The following is a 16311-nucleotide window of genomic DNA, read 5'->3' on the forward strand; positions in this document are numbered from 1 at the left end:
GCGGACCAACCCACCCGGCGGGCGGGGTCGGTCATTCGGGTGAGACTTCCGCCGGGGAACCGGGCGGGGGATCGAGCGGGCCGTCGGCGACGGAATCCGGCCCGGGCTCGGGCTCGGGCCTCGGCTCCGGCTCCGGCTCCGGCTCCGGCGACAACGCGCGCACGAGCCGAATCAACTGCTCGGGATGAAACGGCTTGGTCAGATACCCGTCGACCCCCACCGCCCGAGCCCGCGAAAAATCCTCGTCCTGCGCACAGGCACTGATCATCAATATCTTCAACCCACTGGTCCGCGGATCCGCCCGCAACCGAGCGGCAGTCCCGATCCCATCCAAATGCGGCATCACCACATCGAGCGTGACCAGATCCGGCCGCACCTCGTGCACGAGCCGCAAACACTCCTCACCATCACACGCGGTACTCACCACGAACCCCTCCAGCCGCAGATTGACCGCGATCAGCCGCCGAATCACCTCGTCGTCATCCACGACAAGCACCCGCGCCGCCTCACCACCAATCCCGCCCACGCCAGTGAGATTAGGCCCCCCACCCCCACCCGCGGGCCCGATCCGCACATCTCACCCCCGCCTCCCCCCAACCCCTTCGCAACCCACTCCCCGGAGCTGGTAATGTTCACGTCACCCGAGCCCCTGTAGCTCAGGGGATAGAGCAACGGCCTCCGGAGCCGTGTGCGCAGGTTCGAATCCTGCCAGGGGCACAAGCAGGTCAGAGTGTGCTAGTTGGACTTGACCAGCAGAAACGCCAAGACGAAGCGCCCGGACCCAGTCCCACTGAGTCCGGGCGCTTCTCGTTGTGCTGCGCTGTCCGCGCCCATCCTGCGCCCAGCTTCCCGGGCTAGGTGGTCGGCTCCTCCAGGGCCCGCTCGATCGCCCGGTTCGCGGCCTCCTCCCCGCCGTCCAGGCACCCCTGGTACCGCTTGTGGATAACCTCCACCGAGTTGCCCGCCCTGCGTGCCACCTCGGCGACGGGCACCCCGGCGTTCAGCCATCGGGTGATGGCTGCGGCCCGGAGGGCGTAGGGCTTCTCGGCGAGGATCGAGCGCACCCGAGCAGGAGGCAGGGCAAACTCCCGCGCTTCCTGCCAGACCCGCCAGTACGTGGAAGTCCCGACCAGTTCGCCCCGCTCGTTCCCGAACACGCGCCCATCCTTCGCGGTACCGAACTCCTCAAGGTGCGCTCGGAGGATGGCCACCAGGACCGGCGGAATGGGCACCGGACGATCCGTCCCCGGCTCCCGACCCTTCAAGCCGCGCTTGTCGTGCCGCGTCCCGCTGTCGGTCCACCGCTTGCCCGAGACCGGGCGCGTCTCCCAGAGCGTCAGGACGCCCCACCCCAACTCGGGAAGCTCACAGTCGCCCACCCTCAGCCCCACCACCTCGGCCGGGCGCAGGGCGGCGAAGTACATGACGGCGAAGAACGCCACCAGGCGGCGCCCCCGCATCCGGTCCCACGAACCGACGTACGAGACGGCCGTCAGCAGCTGCTGAGCCTGCGTGGGATTCGGCAGCGACCGGCGGTCGATCGGGCGCATCGTCGTCCCCAGCTTGGACCACCCACCGGCGAAGGGATCACCGGTCAGCGCCCCGATCTCCCGGGCGTACGCCACAGCGCCTTGCAGGGCCCGCCGTCTCCGCTTGACCGTCTCGGCCCCGGCCGGGCCGCCGTCCAGCTTGTACGTCACCCGGTAGCGGACCTCCCGGACGACGGCGGGATCCTCCAGAGCCGATACCGGCCGGGCGTTCTTCTCCAACCACTCCCACACCGGCAGGAGTTCGGCGGACAGGTCGTCCGGCGTGTGGTCCGGGACCGCGATCCACCGCATGACCGCCCGGATGTCCAGGGGCGCCGGTTGCCCCGGCGCGTCGGGCGAGACCATCGCGATGGCAACGGCGGCCAACCCGTCCGCGATCCCCTCGCGGCTCTTGCCCGCGAGGGTCCGCCACCGTACCCCCAGATAGGCGCGGCTGAACGCGGGCCACAGGGCATCCCCTGGCAGGACCACCGGAGTTGGCGGCGCCACCTCCTCCTCTTCGGCATCCCGGGCGACCTGGGCAGCCTGCGCGGCCCGGTACTCGGACTCGGGCAGGCCCGTGAGGACGTGGAACGCCTCACCGCGGCGCATCGCCTGCGACAGCTCCGACCGGCGGCTCTCCGCGAGAGGCAGCGTGGCGAACTGCTCGTTGGCCGGCCACCCCGCGACCCGCCAACGCAGGCGCCACGGCGCGGACTTGCTGGCAGACTTCGCGACCCGCCACAGGCGGACGTTGAACGAGAACTCGTCAGAGGCGGGGGCAGGGCGCCCAGGACGGGCGCCCCTTCCCTCGGCCGCTCCGGCGGTCACGCGGCCTCCTCGTGTGCCGACAACCACCGGTCGAACTCGGACCGGCGCACGCGCACGGCCCCGTTCGGCAGCTTGATGGCCTTCGGTCCCTTCCCGAGCTGACGCCACCGGTAGAACGTCGCGCGCGGCACGTCCAGGATCCGAATGATCTGAGGGATGGTCAGCATCTCGTCACGGCCCTTCAAGGCCGCCGGGTCAGCCATGGCTGCGGTCTCCCGTGGAGTTGTAGGCGGCGAGGGCCTTGTTTTCTGTCAGACCCCGAATTTCGCCGTCCGCATCGTCCGCGCCGTCCGCGCGGGGGTATCCATGCTGGTCAGAGGGCGATTGGCTGCGGACAACGGATGGTGCGGCACCGTCCACGCCTTCGTCCGCGTCGTCCGCACGGCCGGCCCCTGCGGACGATGCGGACAACGCGCGGACCGAGGACTCATCCGCGTCGTCCACACGTTTCCGCAGGTCAGAGGGCATTCCGGACGGCGCGGACGATGCGGACGACGAAATCCGCCCATGGACGAATTCGCTGTCCGTGAGGATGACCAGGCGGGTCCGGTTGCGGTCGGTCGCCCGTTGGTCGAGGTCCACCTCGATCCCGTACGAGCGCAGGGCGGGCAGGTCGCGTTTGACCTGTTCGCGCATGCGCCGCAGCACGGGCCATCCCTTGGGCGGACGCGGGTCGCCGTTGGCGTCCTTCGGGGTCAGCGCGCCCCACAGGTCGGCCGGAGTGCCCTGCCACCGCCCGCAGTAGGCCCGTTGGGCGAAGTCCCGCAGTGCTTCCCCGAACGCCGACAGCGACTCGGCCTCGGTCTGGGAGGACAGGTGAAGGTAGCGGTCGAGGCTCTTCCAGCCCGTGATGTGGTCGAGGGCCACCAGCACCCGGGCGAAGTCGGCCATGCGGGCGTTGCCCGGCTCCGGCAGGGTGTGACGAACTGCCTGGACACGGGCCGTCAGGTCCAGAAGCGCGCCGAGTGCGGTCGGGTGGGCGCGGCGGTAGTCGGCCCACAGGTCGTGTTCGCTGCGGTGGTGGGTGATGGGCAGCAGTTCGAGCGGGAGCATGCGGTTGGCCAGGTCGCCCTGTCCGCCCGCGAACTCGATCCCGTTGAGGATGATCGGGCGCCGGAAGCTGATGATCGACACGTCGGAGTCGGTGTACAGGGCCCGGTCGACCATGCCCTCACCGGTCGAGGCCCGGCACAACCAGTCCGAGAACTCGTCCGAGACGAACGAGACGTTGTCGATCCCGGAGATCCATCCGGCGTAGGCGCCGATGATCCAGGACTTGACGTCGCGCGGGGTGGATCGGGTCGGGACCGGGGACGGGCTGACCATCCGGGTGACCATGCGCGTGGTGTTCGACTTCGCCGTTCCCCGCAGACCGCGCAACCCCAGGATCGGGTAGGGCAGATCCGGCAGCAGCGCGCCGACCATCCAGCCCACGATCAGCGGCCAGTCGACGTCGGAGACGTTCACCAGGGCGCGCAGCCCGGACAGGTCTCCCCCGGGGATCGGATCCGGGAGCGGCCCGATGAGCTTGGTCCGGCGGAACAGCACGGGCGAGGTGGCCTGGATCGACCACGCCCCGCCGTCCAGCACCACGCACCGGCCGTCTGCCGTGCCCAGGTCGAGCACCACGGCCGACCCGTGTCCGGCGACGCGCAGGTGGATGGGTTCGGGGTCGCAGGTCAGGGCGTGCCCAGCGAACGCGTTGAGCGCGTCCGTCAGGGCCGCCCCGCCGGGAACACTGCCGTCGTGCTCCTCCGCGAACGCGCGGGCCAGCACCTGACGCAGACCGCCACCGCCGCTGAGCGGCAGGGCGATGCTGGGCCCCTCCAGCTTGACGGCGTACGGGTTGCCGTCGTCGCCCGTCAGGGGCCGGTAGCGGTCCCGGATCATGGCGAGCAACACACTCGCCTGCGTCGGCTTCTTCGACTCGCTCACGCGGACTCCTCGCGGATGTCGGTGTGCACGGGCGTCGCATCGGAGAGGAAGAGTCCACCCCGCCCCGACGCCGGGTGGACTCTTGCCGTCAACCGCCCCGGACCGCAGGGGACTTCACGGCGGGCGGGAACCGGTTCCGACGTAACGAAAGGCGTAACGGAACCCGGTTCGAGGCCGGGCCGGAACCGGCCCTGCAACAACGGGCGCAGGTACGCCAGGACTTCGACCGCCGGGGCCTGGAAGAGCCACGTACGGACCGGCGGCGGGCACGAGTGACCGAGAGCCCGGACGAGCTTGGACGGCACCCTGCGGCCCTTGGCGCGGTTGCAGGGCAGGCAGGCCAAGACGAGCGCGTTCGGCGAGTCGGTCGGGCGGATCGCGCGGGGCCACAGGTGGTCCAGCGTGGCCGGGCGGTCGCCGCCGAGTTCGGTCGCGCAGTAGAAGCAGGCGCGGCCGTCGCGTTCGACAACGCGGGCACGCAGGTACGGCTTCGAGGTGCGCCACGTGTTTCCGGGACGCGTTCTCGGCGTCGGAAGCAGTGCGGCCGACAGGCCGCACTGGCGGATGGAAGGAGTGACGTTCACGTGGATGTCTCCTGTTGAGGGAGCAGTGCGCGGAAGCGGTCGGGAAGCGCGTCCGGAACGCGTTCACGGGGGGGTTCACGGCGTTCACGACCCGCCCGCCGGGCGTGGTCGGCGATCCGTGTCGGACGCGGTGGTGAAGCGCTACGGGCGCGATCCGGGGAACGCCCGAGGACCGTGTTCACGGGTGCGTTCGGGCTGTTCAGGGCCGCGTTCACGGTGTTCACGGACCGCCCGCCGGGAAGCACTCGGCGCGCGGCGCGGAACACTCGGGAACAGGCGCGGAAGCGTTCCCGGTGCCCGCGTTCAGGCGTGTTCAGGAACGGGGCGCGTCGGCGTACGCAGCGCCGATCGCGGTAACCCAGGCAGCGCGGTTGTCGGTCACCGGGAAACGCTCCTCGACAGGCCCGTTCTGCCTGCGCCACAGCGCTTCCGGGGCGCGAAAGGTCGCGGACGCACCGTGCATCCCGACGTACGTCGCCACCAGCTCACGCACCTTGTCGGCGGACAGCGTGGCCGGGTCGTCGTGAACGCCGTGAAGGGCCATGAACGCGGCGAGTTCGGCCACCGCGACCACCGGCGCCACCGCCACCGCGACGGTCACCGGGCCACCGACGAACACGCTCGGCGTGAACGTCGAGGCTGGCGGTTCGGGCATCGGGCGAGTCGGCATCGGCGTGGTGAATGGCCGGGCGGTCGGCGTGTGCGCCACGGCGGCCCGCTTGCGGGCCCTCGGCGCGGTGATCGCGTCGGCGTGCGCGGTCAGGCAGGCGCCGCAGCGGTCGTTGTCGTTGTACCGGCTGAGCGCGGTACCGCACGCGCAGCTGCGTGCGGCCCTGGTGAGAGTGGCCGTCCCGGTTATCGGGCCACCGCCAAGGCGAACGAGGCGGAGGAACCGGCGGACCGCTCGGCGACGGCCAGGTGGCCGAAGACGTCCAGGACGCGGGCCCGGCACAGGTCCACCCACTCGGCGCCGCCGCTGTCCGCGTCGAAGTCGGCCGGCGCCTGCTTCTCCATCCGGCCGACCATGAGCTGAATCGGGGTGTAGCCGTTCAGCGTGAGGGAGGACGCGATCTCGAACCGGACCTGCTCGTCCGTGGCGATGTCCTCCGGCGTGATGAACTCCGACACCAACAGGGCCGCGACCATCTCCGCGACGGACAGGTGGACGCTCACCCGGCAGACCGGGAGCCTCGGAAAGGCGTGCCGCTCGGCGGGGAAGAGCGCCGCGGTGAGGTCGGGCAGGCGGTTGGGCGTCGGGAGCGTGCTGCGAGCCATACTGGTCACGTCCTTCGGTCAACTTGCTGACTGAGGTTCGAACCCGGCGGGACGTCGACACTTGGCGGTAGAGGCGTCCCGTCGGAGCTGTGCGCAGGCCAAAGAAGGCCCTTCTTGCACCGTCCTGGACTTCACTGGACCGGCATGAACAACATAGACAACCTGCCTAGGCAGGTCAACAGTCTCTCGCACTTACCTACCTTGACCATGTCGCCTAGCATGGCTGTCATGAGTCTTGACCCGGACGACCCTCGCGCGCCGTACCAGCAGGTGAGCAGCGCGCTACGTGCTCAGATCCTCACGAAGAAGTTCCAGCCGGGTGAGCAGCTGCCATCAGGCCCGGAGCTGGCGAAGCACTATGGCGTTGCCCGAATGACGGTGAGCAAGGCCCTGAAGATCCTTCAGGATGAAGGGCTGATCGTCACCAGGCAGGGAAGCGGGTCGTTCGTGCGCGAGCGCACCGAGCGGCCGGTGGGCCTTCGCCCGCACTTGGAACAGGCGTTCACTGAACAGCAGGTGACCATCGACTTTGCGGGCTTCTCCAGCGAAACGCTGCACAACGCCATGCAAGAACCGTTGGACAAGGTCCGCTCTGGCCGACTCACACCCGAGTCGATTTCTGTCCGGTTGCTGCTTCCGGATACTTCGGCGTCCATGGCTGTCCCGGTCCTCGTGGACGGGCTGGAGGACGATCCGGCCTTGCGCAACCGAGCGCGGGACATTGCTCTGACCAACGCCGGAGGCATCCTTCACTCCGTCGAGGTGCTTGCCGAGCTGGGTCTCATTCAGACAGCAAGTGTCCAGGTCAAAGTGCACCGCGCGTCTTCGCTGTTCAAGCTCTACATCCTGAACAGGACGGAAGCCTTCTTCGGCTTCTATCCGCTGCGGGAGAAGTCCGTCCCGATCGACGGTGAGTCGAAAACGTTCTACGACGTCACAGGGAAAGACACGACGCTGTTTCGTCACACTGCCGGCCCGGATGACGCCTCAATGGGTTCCCAGTACGTCCAACAAGCGCAGATGTGGTTCGACAGCGTGTGGCAGACGATCGCCTACGAGCGTGCGAAGTGACTCGGGAGTCACAGCCTCTCGCGGAAGTACTGCGGTCAGTCAGCCATGTGCTTCTGGACTTCGACGGCCCCGTTTGCTCAATCTTCGCGGGCCTGCCCGCGACCGAGGTTGCTGCGCGCATGGTGACTGACCTTCGGACCGCTGGCGAAGTGACGCCCGACGAATGGTCCGGGGAACGTGATCCGTTGGCCCTGCTCCGCCGCATCGCCGACGCACGCGCAGACCTTGTTCCACGAGCCGATGGGCTACTCGAACGAGCCGAAAACGAGGCTGCGAAGACGGCTTTGCCAACGGCGGGAGCCAGCGAAATGCTGCGGGCGTGTGCAGACGGGGGACGATCAGTCTGGGTGGTTAGCAACAACGCCGGGAGCGCGATTCGCGCGTACCTGCATGACCACAACCTGACGCCCTTCGTCGCTGGCGTCTTTGGCAGAGTCCCCGGCGACCCTTCGTCCCTGAAGCCAAACCCGCGTTTGCTCAACGACGCAATCGCGATGGCCGTGGCCAAGCCGTCAGAGTGCGTGTTCATCGGCGATGCCGCGCGCGATGTGGAAGCAGGGACCGCCGCGGGCATCGCCACGATCGGCTACGCGAACAAGCCCGGGAAAGCCGAATCGCTCGCCAACGCTGGCGCGGTCTCCGTAGTCGAGTCGATGTCGAGCATCGTCGACGCCTTGTTGTGAGAGAGGACCGAGACTCCCGACTGCGGCAAGTGGATCCGCACACGAAGCGTGATGGCCGAGCATCCAGCGTGCGCACGGTGTGAGGTGTGCGCACGGCCGAGAGTGGGCCCTACGCGCGCGCGTGCGCGCGAGGCGCACGGGGTGTGCGCACGGTCCGCACGCGTGCGCACCCCGGATGCACAGTTACCCAGTGTGAGGATAGTTCACCGACGTTGTTAAGGATTCTGGCGCGTCAGCAGGACTCCCCTGACGCCTGTCACGCGCGCACGCGCAGGGGAATGGGCCGAGCCTGGCGGCCTGACGCTTCTGACACCTGGGCGCCGACTCGCCACTCGCGGCTACTGGGTAGGGGGCACACCCAGTAGCCGCCGAGAGGCACGCGCGCCCCGCGGTGGGCGGTCGCCGCCTGCGACGCCCCAGTACCCCAGTAGCCGACACCCCAGTACCCACTACCCAGTAGCGACCGCCCGCCATAGCGGCGCGTGCTCACGGCGTGTGGACCCACACGGTTCACATCTCGTACCGCCACGAGAGGTCCACACCCCCTCTTAAGAGGGGTGGAGGGGTGTTCTGTGTGGGCCCACACGGCCCACACATGCAGGTCAGAGGCCCACACGGGCTGTATGAGCCCACACAGTCCGTGTGGGCCCCCGTGTGGGCCCACACGGAACGGGCCCAGGTGTCTTTCGCCAGCGAAAAGCTTTTTGTAGGGCCTCGTGTCGGTTCTGTGTGGGCCCACGCGGACCCGGCGGCGGGTCGCCCCGCGCCTCTTCGCTCAGCGTGCGGCGGTACCCGCACGGGAAGTCAGGCCGCAGGTTGATCGGGCTCCCCATCCTCCGGGGAGTCGCCCTGGAAAGACCACCCATCGACATAGGTATGACCAGAAGGAAGATCCTCCCCTGTCTCCTCCTTGTACTTCGTCCGTTTTGCCTCGCTAGCGCTCTGGCCATCAGGGAGCTTGCGCACAAAGTTGTCAACGTTATAGGGGCTGAGGGAGTAACGAGGCTCGTCCACGGTTTCAGGGGCAGAGACCGGATCGGAATCCTCGATGCCCTCGATGTTCTGCCCCTTGGCGCGACTGACGACCACAGCGCTGACAGCCACGCCCACGGCGACGACAGCGACGGCGAGGATCTTCGGCTTGTGCTTCTTGTACCAGTTCTTCGCAGTCTCGGCGAAGGAGGTGGGCTCGCCGTCCTCGGGGTTGGCCTGGTCGTTGACCCCGGGGGTCTCGTCGGAGGCATTCACCTGCATAGACCTACCGGATCCAACCTTCGACTGTCAGGCGATTACCCGACATCGCCCATCCAAGTTCGGTAGCAAGCAAAACCGCATCCCACCCACCAACAGGGCGTGCGGAAATGCGGCCTATGGTGAGGGGATTCAATTCTCACTGGCTCCCGCTTTCAACTGTTCGCGCCCATCCTGCGCCCGTAGTCGACGTCAGAGCACTGCGTTGAGTACAACATGCAGGTCAGGGCCATGTACGGCGTGGCCTCCGGAGCCGTGTGCGCAGGTTCGAATCCTGCCAGGGGCACACAGCGTGAACAGTCTCAGCAGCCACGATCACTCGTGAGCTGCTGTTTTTGTTTTGGGGCCTCTTTTCACTCGTCACTCCGTGTGTCAGCCCGCGCAGGTGCGTGCAGGCGTAGGACGACCCGCGCGTAATGGGCGCGTAATGATCTTGGAGCCGTTTCCGCAGGTCACAGCGCGTATTTGGCGTATGTGCGGCGTGGCCCCGACACGACGAAAGCCCCGGAGTGATCCGGGGCTTCCTGCCGTCTGACGGTTGCTCAGCTCTCGTCACCGAGACCATCCGAGATGCGTTGGTTGATCAGGTCGCGCTGTCCGTCGATGCACTTGGCGTAGATCTTGAGCAGTACATCCACCGAGTGCCCGAGCCGTTCGGCGACCTCCGTGGCCGGCACTCCGGAGTTGAGCCAGAGCGACGCACAGGCGTGCCGCAGGTCGTACGGCCGAGCTGCCAGAGGTGAGATCACTTGTTCCTCCGTCAGCGCGAGCTTGCGTGCTTCCTTCCACACTCGGGAGTAGGTGGAGGAGGCAAGGACGCCACGGCGTTCGCTCGGGAAGAGCCGACCGTCCTTCGCCGTGCCGAACTCTTCGATGTGCGCGAGCAGGATCGCGACGAGTTGCGGAGGGATGGGCACGTGGCGCGTGTCCTTGTCCGCCCGCTGCTTCAGGCCCCGCTCATCGTGCGCCTGTCCGCTGTCCGTCCAGGTCTTCCCCGCCGCCGGCCGGGTGGTGTGGAGGGTGAGCGAGCCCCATCCCGAGGTGGGCAAGACACAGTCGGCGCGCCGCAGGTTCACCGCTTCTGCCGGGCGCGTGCCGGCGTAGTAGAGGACCGCGAAGAAGGCGCGGAGACGACGGCCGCCGGCCCGCTTGTGTCCGCCGACGTAGGTCACCGCGGCGAGCAGTTCGCGAGCCTGAACCGGGTTGGCGACCGAGCGACGGTCCACCGAGGAGGCCACCATGACGCGCTTGCGCTTGAGCTTGTCGATCGGGTTCACCGGAAGGTGTTCCAGCTCCACGGCGTAGTCGAGGAGGTTGTAGACGACCGAGCGCTTACGGCGAAGCGTCTCGGCGCTTGCCGCGGATCCGTCGAGCTTGAGACCGAGCGCGTCCAAGACACCGTGAACAGTCTTGGCGTCCGCAAGCCCCGTGATGGGCAGAGACCTCTTTTCGAGCCAGGCAACCGCTTTGGTGATGTCGCCGGGCCGAGGGAGCTTCCGGCGAGTCGGCGGTAGAACGAACAGCCGGAGGGCACGGCGGAGGGTCACGACGTCGGGCCGACCGTCGCTGTCCTTCACGAGCGCGGGCAGAGCCGTGGCCAACGCGTCGGTCATGCTGTCGCGCGACTTCGCCGCCGCACCCGGCCACTTCATGTCCATGTAGGCGAGCGCGAAGGTGAGGGCCGACGTCGCCTGTTTGGCCTTCTGCATGGACTCGGGGAGACCGCTCTCAAGATCGAACGCTTCGCCGTCCTCGGTGGCACGGATCAGGCGTCCACGGAACCGGTCGACCAACCCTTTCGTACCAAACGTCGCTGATTGCGGCTCGCCCGCGACAGTCCAACGCACCACGAAAGAGGGCTTCTTCTTACTGCTCTGGTTCCGGACCACGGCCCAGACCCGGACCTTGTACGTCTTGTCCGTCACGCTGCTTCCTCCGCCCGAGTGTCGAGCCACTCCGCGAACGCCTCACGAGTGACGCGCAGTTCGCCATTCGGGAGCTTGTGGCAGGCCGGCGCCAAGCCGAGTTCACGCCAGCGGTAGAAAGTCCGGCGAGAGAGGCCACCCAGCGCTTCGAGGACTTCCGGGACGGTCATGAGTTCGACGTCCGAAGTCTTGGCCCTTCTGGTCATGCCGCCCTCCCCCGGGCAGTTGCCGAATTGTCGAGCGTCCCTTCTGCGCGTGCTTTCGCGTCGTCCATCGCCTTGCGCCACCGCACCCGTTCGGCGACCGCACGAAGGAGGCGATGGGACAGCGGTGCGACGTCAGGGTCGTCACGGCCGACCGGAGCCCAGATGAACCGATTCGGATCCGGAATGTCGCCGGCACGGCCGACCAGGTCCAGCACCCATGCCCGGCGCTCCGCCTTGTGGTCGGCCATGGTCTTGCCGGACCACTTGCGCGAGACGAGGACACGCCGCCCGCCGTAGCCGAGGTGGGTCCGCCGATGGGCTTTGGCCTTGCAGCAGCCAGGCCGCAGGCCCGCGCGAGCGTTCTTCGGCTGGACCCCATAGAGCAGCCAGTTCGCGCAGGTGGGCGAGCAGGGCTCGTAACGCAGGGCTTCCACAAGCCGGTCCACGTGCGCGTGCTGCGCCCCGCTCTGGGCCTCGTGGGACTCGTGGGCGGACTTGTTGAGGTACTTGGTCAGGTAGCCGATGCAGCGGCGCGCGTCCGGCGAGCCGACCAGGACGCCCTTCGCGTCGACCTGCGTCCCGAACCGGGCGACGTGAATCGGCTCCGCATCGCCGCCCAGGTCGTCCAACGCCTCGTCCCAGGTGGGGAGTTCGACGCCGTTCGCCGGGTCGAGATAGGCGCCGGACTCCGTGTCCCAGACCGGCGGAAGGTCGGTCGAATAGACCGGCTCGTCGCACGCTGGCCACCACACCTGGTGATAGGTCGCCGCCGCCACCTGGCGCAGTTCGGCGCGCGAGACCGTGCCCCTGATCGCCAGGTGGATATGCGGAGCCAGCCGCCGTTGATACTCGACCGCGGCGAAGTACTGCACGTCGAAGCCGACCAGGCGCCGCAGGTTCTGCACGAACCGATCGACCAGCTTCGAGAAGTGCAGCGCGTCCCGAGCAGCCGCCCGGTAGTCGTACGCCGAGGCATCCACGGGTGTCCCGTCCCGCCGCACACGCCCGTACGACGGCAGCGTCAGCGTGACGAACAACGAGGGCCGGAACACCTTGCCGTCCGGTGCCGTGTACGCCCTGCCGACCGTCCGCGCGTCGACCTCACGCCGAGGAAGATCCGGAGCATCCTGCCGCCGCCGAGTCGACCGCACCCGCCGTGTGACCGAGTCGGGGTCGATGTTGCCCCGTACGCCGGAGTCGGCCAATTCGGCGTCGACCGCGGCCAAGTCTTCGGCGAGTTCGTCCCGCTCATCACCGCGCGCCAGGTCGTGCTTCTTGGTCCAGTCCGCCCGCAGTTCGGCCAACAAGCGCTGTTCGTCGGTCGGCTCGTCGGCTTCCTGAATGGGTTCCTCGGTCAGATGCCACCCTTCCCGACACTGCGCCATCCTCAGCCGCCGCTTCCGCTCGGCACAGGTCGGGCACACGCTCGCCAACGTCGCCCCACACGGGACGTCGACCACGGTCGTCTCACCGGTCACGATGTCCGTGCGCCGCAAGGCAATCGGCCGGACACAGACCCCGTGTTCTTGAGCCACAGCCCGCACGACCTCACGCGCAAGTGGTATCCGCGCACGTTCCGCCCGGGTAGTCATCGATCACCAGCCGGGAGAAGCGGACCGTACTTCCGTTGGAGCTCAGCCATGAACGCGTCGTCACTCCGTCGCATCTGGCCGACCAGGTCTGCGCGCACCCGATAGAGCACCGTCACGGCGGTGTCGATGCCCTGGATAGCGGAGTTTGCCGCCTCGCGTCGTTCCGCCGAGGTGCGCCCGTCCGTCTCCCCCGTCCAGATCGCGACCGCTTTTCCCGCGAGTGCCAGCAGGTTGTACACCGCAGCCATGCGCTCGCTCATGCTCCGCTCAGCCATGGCGCAACTCTTCACCGTGCGCTTCACCCCTCAGACGTCCGCGCGACCACACGGTGATCGAGGCACCCGCGATGCTTCCCACCGCCTGGTAGTGGACGTACGACGCGCCCGACATGGTCACCTGAGCCGACGTCGTCACACCTTTGGTGATCTCTCCAGCCCACATCGCAACGGCTTCCGCAGGGAAGTCCGAGTCGCCGTCGACGAACACGCGCGCCGTCACGTTCCACTCGTCCGTCTCCGCGCTCCACACCGTGTGGACAGAGACCAGGTCGGGCAGCGCCGGCCGAGCTTCGATCAGCGCGACCAGGGCTGCGAGCACACCCCCGAGGTCTGCCAGGTTCGGAATGGACCTCATGCCGCCGCCTCCAATCCGCCACGTCGGCCGTAGTCGCGCACCATCGCGTCGATCGCGGGATCGGAGACGAACGCCGCTCGAACGCGCACCGGTTCCGGCTGGGTCTCGTGCTTGACGTAACCGACACCCGCGCCGATCTCGGGTTGCGGCGAGATCAGGTCCGCCGCAGCGCCACGCTCCCGAGCGCCGTTGCCGAGGACCATGTCCACCTGGTTCGGCTCGTCCAGCCGGAGCGCGATCCGGTCCGGGAACAGGTTGCGGATGTTCATCACCTCTTTGCGCGGATCCTGCAAGGCTCCGATGACGCAGAACCCGACGGACCGCCCCTGGGACGTGAGCGTGGCTATCGCGGCATCCGCGCGCTTTCGTAGGTCGCGGTCCGGTTGATACGCCGTCAGGAACGCCAGCTCATCGACGATCAACACGACGAACGGGCAGACAGAGGAGGGTTCGTGCTTGCGGACCTTGCCGGCGAATGTCTGGGCCCGAGTGTTCATCTCGCCCGCAGCGTCTTCCAGGAGTTCGACCATGGCCGCCGGCTCACAGGCGTAGCGGTGGAAGAGCGACCGGCCGTAGGACAACTCCATGCGCTTCGGATCGCACGCCCAGAGCTGCACGATGCCCGAGCGGGCAGCCGGCAGGAGCGCGCGGATGACGCCCCAGAGGACCGAGCCCTTTCCGGCACCGGTCACCCCGGCCACCAGGACGTGCGTTCCGTGAAGTCGCAGCCGCCATGGCGAGCCGTCGTCACACCGCCCGATCTCCGCCGACGCGAACTCTGGTGTCCACGGATCCTCGCGTTCCTCGGCCGGCCGCCCGAACCGGATGGACGCAAGGCCGGCAGCCCGTTTGGTGACGTCGCCCAGTCCGGGCATCGGAGGAGCTTCGAAGGATTCGGCCAGTGGGTCCACGAACCAGGCCCGCAGTACGACGACCCCGCGAGCAGGTGAAGACGCTTCGACCCGGAAGACCTTCCAGGTATGCGCGATGCCTTCGACGTGGTCACCGAGGTTCTTGGGGATCTGCCCCGGCAGGAGGGAAACAACTACGTCAAAGCCCAGTTGGTGGCGCCGGATTCGCAGGATCTTCGGGTACCGGTACTCGAACGTCTCGTCGATCCGGGACACCGGTTCTTGCTGCCATGCGCCGAGCGCCTTGGACAACGCGGGCCAGCCCCTTCGGACTCGTGCAGCGAAGGAGAACAGCCACCACCAAACGCCGGCCACCGCCGACGTCAGGTAGATGGAGACGACCAGATACGAGGCAGTCAGGCCGGCTTTCGCGCGCACCGCCTCGTAGACGACGTACAGGGCCGCAAGTAGTAAGGCCCCGAGCTTCACCCAGGGCCGGTTGAGGACATGCATGATGGGAGACACCCCTTCGAAGATCACCAGGTCGTTCGGATGGGGGCGACCCCGGTGCGTGAGACCCGCCAAAGTCAGTTCGCACCGGGGCCGCGTCGTACTCCGTGCGCGACGAGCCGTCAGGCCGCCGTCTTGATCGCGCTCTTCAGCGGTCCGCCCGGCGCACGGAGGCCGGAGGCGCGGTAGGAGAACGCCACGCGGTTGTTGGACTGGTTGACGTACGCCGTCACCGTCAGGCCCTCGAACTCCACCGGCCGGAACGGCAGTCCGGGCAACGCGTCCGGAAGGACCGGCTCGGAGTCGGAGGCGACCTTGACCTTCACGGTCGCCTCGTTGGCGTCCGGGTCGCCGTCGACCACGGAGACGGCCCAGACCGGCAGCCCGGTCGTCTTGTCGCGCGCCTGAACCTTCACGCCGCCCTTGGATGCCTCGAAGTCGGCCATCGGAACCACCGACTTCGCGAAGGCCCCGAAGGGGAACACAGCCGCGAAGGACACCGGGATCGCACCCTTGATTGCCACGAACACACTCCTTGTCCAGTTGACTTATCAAGCACTCTCGAAGTTAGACATGACAGGTTGACTTGTCAAGTTGCTTTGCGGAGAAAACCCGCCACACACGGCGGGATCCTCACTGGACCGAGTAGACGTCTTCCAGCTCGTGGCGGTCGCCCGCCAACACCACGTCCGCGACGTACCAGCCCCGACCGGTCGAGTCATGGCCGATCACCAGCAGACCAAGGACCGGCTCCCCCGCCGGCAGCTCCAGCAGTTCGGCCTCTTGGTCGTCAGCGAGCCGTGCGCAGATGCGCTCGGTGATGTGGTCGATGCGGACCTTGCCGCGACTCTCGAGATGAGCCCTCAGCCCGCCGGGCAGTGCCTGATCCGAGGCCAGGTCTGTGCGCTCCGCGAGTTGCAGCGGGAAATAGGACGAGACCAGTTCCGAGGGTCCGTCCTCATCGCGCACCAGCCACCGCCGAAGAAGCGCCTTGGCGCCGGGAGGCAGGCCCAGCGCGGAGGCGGCTCGTCGAGGAAGGTCGATCGTCGTGACCGCGATCAACTCACCGGGACTGGAGTCTTCGTCGCGCTCCATGACCTCCAAGCCGCGGCGAGCAGGCGTCGCGCGGGACGACTCGGGCCGTCCTCGGACGAAGGTGCCCCGGCCTTGCTGCGACTCGATCCAGCCGTCTTGCCTCAGGATCTGAAGCGCCCGCACCACGGTGGGCCGCGACATCCCGAATGCCTGCACGAGTTGGTGCTCACTCGGCAGGAGCGAACCGGCCGGATAGGTGCCGTCTTCGATGCGCGACTGAAGCGTCTGCACCAGGCGTACGTACTTCGGTGGAGCCACCTCATACGCCATGCTGCACCCGGTTCTCACTTGACCTGTCAAACGGTTGACCCGTCTACATTCGCAGTAGATGTAGCCACTT

18 protein-coding genes and 1 tRNA gene are annotated in these 16311 nt (G+C 67.8%); 3 read left to right on the forward strand and 16 right to left on the reverse strand.

The features are described 5' to 3' along the window. Nucleotides 1-31: 31 nt before the first annotated feature. Complete coding sequence (locus ACFXMF_RS07735) at nucleotides 32-517, reverse strand: response regulator transcription factor (protein ID WP_379988080.1); 486 nt, start codon at nucleotides 515-517, stop codon at nucleotides 32-34. A gap of 128 nt (nucleotides 518-645) precedes the next feature. Here ACFXMF_RS07735 and ACFXMF_RS07740 point away from each other — a divergent pair. After that, a tRNA-Arg gene (locus ACFXMF_RS07740) sits at nucleotides 646-717 on the forward strand. A 137-nt stretch (nucleotides 718-854) separates the two neighbouring features. On the opposite strand, the gene ACFXMF_RS07745 is transcribed toward ACFXMF_RS07740, so the two are convergent. The 6 genes from ACFXMF_RS07745 to ACFXMF_RS07770 all read right to left on the reverse strand — a co-directional run bounded on the left by ACFXMF_RS07745 (nucleotide 855) and on the right by ACFXMF_RS07770 (nucleotide 6154). Further along, on the reverse strand, nucleotides 855-2360 hold the full coding sequence (locus ACFXMF_RS07745; protein ID WP_379988072.1) for a tyrosine-type recombinase/integrase: 1506 nt from the start codon (nucleotides 2358-2360) through the stop codon (nucleotides 855-857). Next, nucleotides 2357-2527 (reverse strand): helix-turn-helix transcriptional regulator, encoded by a 171-nt coding sequence (locus tag ACFXMF_RS07750; protein WP_379988079.1) that lies wholly within the window; start codon nucleotides 2525-2527, stop codon nucleotides 2357-2359. Before ACFXMF_RS07750 ends, ACFXMF_RS07745 begins: the two co-directional genes overlap by 4 nt. A gap of 28 nt (nucleotides 2528-2555) precedes the next feature. Next, on the reverse strand, nucleotides 2556-4295 hold the full coding sequence (locus ACFXMF_RS07755) for an ATP-binding protein (protein ID WP_379988071.1): 1740 nt from the start codon (nucleotides 4293-4295) through the stop codon (nucleotides 2556-2558). Next, nucleotides 4292-4879, reverse strand: coding sequence for an HNH endonuclease (locus ACFXMF_RS07760; protein ID WP_379988070.1), 588 nt, complete (start codon nucleotides 4877-4879; stop codon nucleotides 4292-4294). Before ACFXMF_RS07760 ends, ACFXMF_RS07755 begins: the two co-directional genes overlap by 4 nt. Before the next feature lie 313 nt (nucleotides 4880-5192). Then, on the reverse strand, nucleotides 5193-5534 hold the full coding sequence (locus ACFXMF_RS07765) for a hypothetical protein (RefSeq protein WP_380020569.1): 342 nt from the start codon (nucleotides 5532-5534) through the stop codon (nucleotides 5193-5195). Nucleotides 5535-5734: 200 nt separating this feature from the next. Beyond that, nucleotides 5735-6154 (reverse strand): hypothetical protein, encoded by a 420-nt coding sequence (locus ACFXMF_RS07770; RefSeq protein WP_379988068.1) that lies wholly within the window; start codon nucleotides 6152-6154, stop codon nucleotides 5735-5737. Between the two features lie 228 nt (nucleotides 6155-6382). Here ACFXMF_RS07770 and ACFXMF_RS07775 point away from each other — a divergent pair, with 228 nt between their 5' ends. Together ACFXMF_RS07775 and ACFXMF_RS07780 are read left to right on the forward strand one after the other, a co-directional pair. Next, the gene (locus ACFXMF_RS07775; RefSeq protein ID WP_379988067.1) at nucleotides 6383-7225 is read left to right on the forward strand and encodes a GntR family transcriptional regulator; all 843 of its coding nucleotides are present in this window, start codon (nucleotides 6383-6385) and stop codon (nucleotides 7223-7225) included. 47 nt (nucleotides 7226-7272) lie between these two features. Next, nucleotides 7273-7908 carry an HAD family hydrolase gene (locus ACFXMF_RS07780; protein WP_379988066.1) on the forward strand — a complete coding sequence of 212 codons (636 nt, stop codon included), beginning with the start codon at nucleotides 7273-7275 and terminating at the stop codon, nucleotides 7906-7908. 804 nt (nucleotides 7909-8712) lie between these two features. Here ACFXMF_RS07780 and ACFXMF_RS07785 read toward each other — a convergent pair. The 9 genes from ACFXMF_RS07785 to ACFXMF_RS07825 form a co-directional block, all read right to left on the reverse strand. Further along, entirely contained in the window at nucleotides 8713-9162 is a 450-nt protein-coding gene (locus ACFXMF_RS07785) for a hypothetical protein (RefSeq protein ID WP_379988065.1), read from the reverse strand. Nucleotides 9163-9701: 539 nt separating this feature from the next. Next, entirely contained in the window at nucleotides 9702-11084 is a 1383-nt protein-coding gene (locus ACFXMF_RS07790) for a tyrosine-type recombinase/integrase (protein ID WP_379988064.1), read from the reverse strand. Then, complete coding sequence (locus tag ACFXMF_RS07795; RefSeq protein WP_379988063.1) at nucleotides 11081-11290, reverse strand: helix-turn-helix transcriptional regulator; 210 nt, start codon at nucleotides 11288-11290, stop codon at nucleotides 11081-11083. The genes ACFXMF_RS07790 and ACFXMF_RS07795 overlap by 4 nt, the downstream gene beginning before the upstream one ends. Continuing rightward, nucleotides 11287-12882, reverse strand: a complete 1596-nt coding sequence (locus ACFXMF_RS07800; protein ID WP_379988062.1) for a replication initiator — start codon at nucleotides 12880-12882, stop codon at nucleotides 11287-11289. The genes ACFXMF_RS07795 and ACFXMF_RS07800 overlap by 4 nt, the downstream gene beginning before the upstream one ends. Then, nucleotides 12879-13142, reverse strand: a complete 264-nt coding sequence (locus ACFXMF_RS07805; protein WP_379988061.1) for a hypothetical protein — start codon at nucleotides 13140-13142, stop codon at nucleotides 12879-12881. Before ACFXMF_RS07805 ends, ACFXMF_RS07800 begins: the two co-directional genes overlap by 4 nt. A 7-nt stretch (nucleotides 13143-13149) precedes the next feature. Continuing rightward, on the reverse strand, nucleotides 13150-13515 hold the full coding sequence (locus ACFXMF_RS07810) for a hypothetical protein (RefSeq protein ID WP_379988060.1): 366 nt from the start codon (nucleotides 13513-13515) through the stop codon (nucleotides 13150-13152). Continuing rightward, on the reverse strand, nucleotides 13512-14879 hold the full coding sequence (locus ACFXMF_RS07815) for an FtsK/SpoIIIE domain-containing protein (RefSeq protein ID WP_379988059.1): 1368 nt from the start codon (nucleotides 14877-14879) through the stop codon (nucleotides 13512-13514). The genes ACFXMF_RS07810 and ACFXMF_RS07815 overlap by 4 nt, the downstream gene beginning before the upstream one ends. 119 nt (nucleotides 14880-14998) lie before the next feature. Next, nucleotides 14999-15400 carry a plasmid replication, integration and excision activator gene (locus ACFXMF_RS07820; RefSeq protein WP_379988058.1) on the reverse strand — a complete coding sequence of 134 codons (402 nt, stop codon included), beginning with the start codon at nucleotides 15398-15400 and terminating at the stop codon, nucleotides 14999-15001. 109 nt (nucleotides 15401-15509) lie between these two features. Beyond that, on the reverse strand, nucleotides 15510-16241 hold the full coding sequence (locus ACFXMF_RS07825; protein WP_379988078.1) for a GntR family transcriptional regulator: 732 nt from the start codon (nucleotides 16239-16241) through the stop codon (nucleotides 15510-15512). Nucleotides 16242-16311: the final 70 nt, after the last annotated feature.

Origin of the sequence: Embleya sp. NPDC059213, from assembly GCF_042754445.1 — a bacterium.
Classification (GTDB): Bacteria; Actinomycetota; Actinomycetes; order Streptomycetales; family Streptomycetaceae; genus Embleya.